3 protein-coding genes are annotated in these 3,731 nt (G+C 61.1%); all 3 read left to right on the top strand.

The genetic code is table 11. The annotated features are described in order from the left end of the window. Positions 1 to 176 precede the first annotated feature (176 nt). The 3 genes from AC3WJU_RS22255 to AC3WJU_RS22245 all read left to right on the top strand — a co-directional run bounded on the left by AC3WJU_RS22255 (position 177) and on the right by AC3WJU_RS22245 (position 3,347). The gene (locus AC3WJU_RS22255; RefSeq protein WP_284988892.1) at positions 177 to 905 is read left to right on the top strand and encodes a GntR family transcriptional regulator; all 729 of its coding nucleotides are present in this window, start codon (positions 177 to 179) and stop codon (positions 903 to 905) included. A gap of 78 nt (positions 906 to 983) precedes the next feature. Beyond that, a complete protein-coding gene (locus AC3WJU_RS22250) occupies positions 984 to 2,186 on the top strand; it encodes a CaiB/BaiF CoA transferase family protein (RefSeq protein ID WP_492260894.1) in 1,203 nt (400 codons plus the stop codon). Then, entirely contained in the window at positions 2,187 to 3,347 is a 1,161-nt protein-coding gene (locus tag AC3WJU_RS22245; RefSeq protein ID WP_492260893.1) for an acyl-CoA dehydrogenase family protein, read from the top strand. Positions 3,348 to 3,731: the final 384 nt, after the last annotated feature.

Raw genomic sequence — 3,731 nt, 5'->3', positions numbered from 1 at the left:
GCGGGCGTCCCACGAAAACCCTTTATTACTGAGCGGGCATCCGGGGCATCCAACCCCGGCCCACCCATGACCCGGTTACCGCGAACCCCCGCTCACCTATGGACCCGAAATCCCAAACCCCGGCTCACATACGCACCCTCCGAGAGCAGGTCGGAGTCGACCCTTACAATGTCAGGATGAGTAGCATGCAACAGGTTACTCCCGGAGTGTCGCTGACAGCGCAGGCCACAGAGATGCTGCGGGCGGCAATCACGTCCGGTGAGATGACGCCCGGGGAGCACTATTCCGCGATCGGACTAGCCGAAAGACTCGGCGTGTCCAGAACGCCGGTACGTGAGGCCCTGCAGCTGCTCGAAAAGGAGGGCATTGTCCGGATCGAGAAGAACCGCGGCGTCCGCGTGCTCCAGATTTCACTTGATGAGATTGTGCAGATCTTCCAGATCCGAATTCTTCTTGAGCCCCCGGCAGCGGCTAGGGCCGCCGAGGTCATCACCAAGGACGACTTGGAGCATTTCCGGTTGTTGCACGGGCGGATCCTGGACGCTGCGGCCGGCGAGGACGGTCCCGGCACCCTGCAGGCGGACAAGGAATTCCATCTGTTCCTCATGGGTTTGGCGGGTAATCCCCGCCTAACGACCCTGGACGGCGAGCTCCGCAATCTCGTTCTCGCGCAAGGGTTGGTGACCATCCCTTCAATCCGAAGCAGCCAGGACTTGGCGGACGACCGTCGAGGCATTCTCGAGGCATTGGAGCGAAAGGACCCGCAGGCTGCATCGGCCGCGGTTCGAGAACATGTCACCCGTACCGCCCGGCTTCTCATTACGGGCGTTTGCGCGAAGACGCCGGGGCTGTCCTCTGATGCCTATCTGGCGAAGCTGGATCAGCTGACGAAACTCCGCGGCTGACTCCAATACGGCGAGGAATTGTTTACAAGCTGAAGACAATCCCTTACAGTTGCATGCAACATACAACTATCGAGGGAGATGGTCGTGGAATCCACAGCGGACAGCCGAAGCGGTCTGCCTCAGCCCTTGGCTGGAATACGGATCGCGGACTTTTCGCGGGTTCTAGCCGGACCGCTGTGCTCCATGATGCTGGCCGATTACGGTGCGGACGTTATCAAGATAGAGAGTCCTGCCGGCGACGATACCCGGGCCTGGGTCCCACCTATGGACATCGACGGCACCGGCACCTATTTTGCAAGCGTCAACCGGAACAAGAGATCAGTGGTAGCCGATCTCAAGTCCGATGAGGGATTGAGCTATGCCCGAGCGCTCGTGGCCGGCTGCGACGTCGTTATCGAAAACTTCCGCCCGGGAGTTATGGCGAAATTCGGGCTGGATTATCAGACCGTCTCCGAGAGCCGGCCGGATATTGTCTACTGTTCGATCTCTGGCTTCGGGGCTGGCGCCGGCGCGGATCTGCCTGGCTATGACCTGCTCGTGCAGGCACTTGGCGGTCTGATGAGTATTACCGGCCAAGCGGACGGAGAACCCAGCAAGGTGGGGGTTGCCCTGGTTGATGTCCTCACGGGACAGAATGCCCTGGCAGGGATCCTGATGGCCTTGCGGGTGCGCGATGCCTCAGGGACCGGCCAGCAGGTGCAGATCAACCTCTTTTCCTCGCTCCTGGCAGCCCTGGTCAACCAAGCCACGGCCACTTTGGCCACGGGCTGTTCGCCTGCCCGGCTAGGTAATGCACACCCCAGCATTGCCCCTTATGAGACATTCCGCACTGGCGGCGGCACGCTCGCTATCGCGGTCGGTAACGACCGGCAATTTGCGGCCCTTGCGTCAGTTCTGGGACTCGAGGGATTGCCCGAGCAAGCGAGGTTCTTCACTAACGAATGCCGTGTAGCGTCCCGAGAGGAGCTGCGGATTGTGATCGAGACTGCGCTCGATGCTGACACTGCTGCGAATTGGCAACGGAAATTGCTCGCCGCCGGTGTTCCTGCGGGGAGGGTCAACAGCGTCGGCGAGGCTTTCGAACTGGCAGAGCGCCTGGGGCTGGAACCGTCGATCATTGTCACTGACCCCGCCACAGGTCGCAGCTCCCGGCAGTTGACCAACCCGATCCGGCTGTCCGCGTCGGCGCCGAGCTACAGGCAAATTCCCCCGGACATTGGCGAGCACCAAGGGTCTACCTTCGCAGTCCGACCTCCAAACACATCCGCGAAAGGCACATAGATGTCCGATATCAGCGATCTGATTGACTTTGATTCCCTCCTCAGCGCGGATGAGCGTGCACTGCGCGATTCGGTGCGGGCCTTCGTGGATAGCGAAGTCAGGCCACACATCGCAACTTGGTATGAAAGGGCCGTTTTCCCGCTGGAACTTGTCCCTGAACTGGCCAAGATGGGCCTGCTCGGCATGCACCTGAAGGGTTACGGCTGCGCCGGCCGATCCGCCGTCGAATACGGCCTGACCGGAGCGGAACTTGAGGCTGGCGATTCCGGGCTGCGGACCTTCGTCTCGGTGCAGGGCTCACTGGCGATGAGCGCCATCTACAAGCACGGTTCGGATGAACAGAAAGCCGAATGGCTGCCTGCGATGGCCGCGGGGGAAGCGATCGGCTGCTTCGGGCTGACGGAACCGACGGCGGGGTCGGATCCGGGTGGCATGACTACCTTTGCGCACCGCGACGGAGGCGACTGGATCCTCAACGGATCAAAACGCTGGATCGGCCTAGCGTCGGTCGCCAAAGTCGCCATCATCTGGGCCCAGACCGACGGCGGCGTCCGCGGCTTTGTAGTCCCAACCGAGACACCTGGATTCACGGCGACGCCGATCGAGCCTAAGCTCTCCATGCGGGCCTCCATCCAATGCGACATCGAATTGTCCAACATGCGACTACCCGAAAGCGCAATGCTGCCAAACGTCGTCGGGCTCAAAGGGCCCTTCTCATGCCTGAACGAAGCCCGCTACGGGATCATCTGGGGCGCCATGGGCGCTGCTCGCGATGCGTTCGAGGTAGCCCTCGATTACTCCAAGGGCCGCCTGCAGTTCGGCAGGCCGCTGGCCGGCTACCAGCTGACCCAGCAGAAGTTGGTTGATATGGCCCTGGAGATCAATAAGGGATTCCTCCTGGCCTTGCACCTTGGGCGCAAGAAGGACGCCGGCACATTGCAGCCGGACCAGATTTCGGTGGGCAAATTGAACAACTGCCGCGAGGCCATCAAGATTGCCCGCGAAGCCCGCACAATCCTTGGCGGCAACGGAATAACGCTGGACCACTCACCCTTGCGGCATGCCAACAACCTGGAATCCGTTCGCACGTATGAAGGCACCGACGAAGTCCATACCCTGATCTTGGGTAGCAAGCTCACTGGTATCGCCGCGTTCCGTTAGGGGCCCGACGCCGGAACCCGCGTTCCGCCGTCGACGTCGCCGCGGCGGTCCGATCGGGCGCTGTGGATCCCTCTGAGGTGCGGGGTACGGCGGGGCGTCAGTGCTGGATTTGCGCGCGGCACAGAAGCCGTGTAATGTCTTCTAAGTCGCCGCGAGGGAGACAGCCTAGAGCTGGGAACCACGGGTGGCCAACCCCTTCGAATTGAGCCTAAAACGGCTGGTGCTTCGTGCGCCGCAATTTGAGGGAAATTCGAATTGTAATCGTGAAATTGGTTGAGATACTGATTTGCAAAGCGATGGTGGTTCGGGTAAGTTTGGAAAGTTGCTCCGGAGCGAGTCTGGGCCCTTTGGTGGGTGTGGGTGGTGCCGGGTGTGTCTGTTGTT

This window comes from Arthrobacter sp. FW306-1B-F12A (genome assembly GCF_058781865.1).
This window is presented reverse-complemented; position numbering and strand designations above follow the sequence as displayed.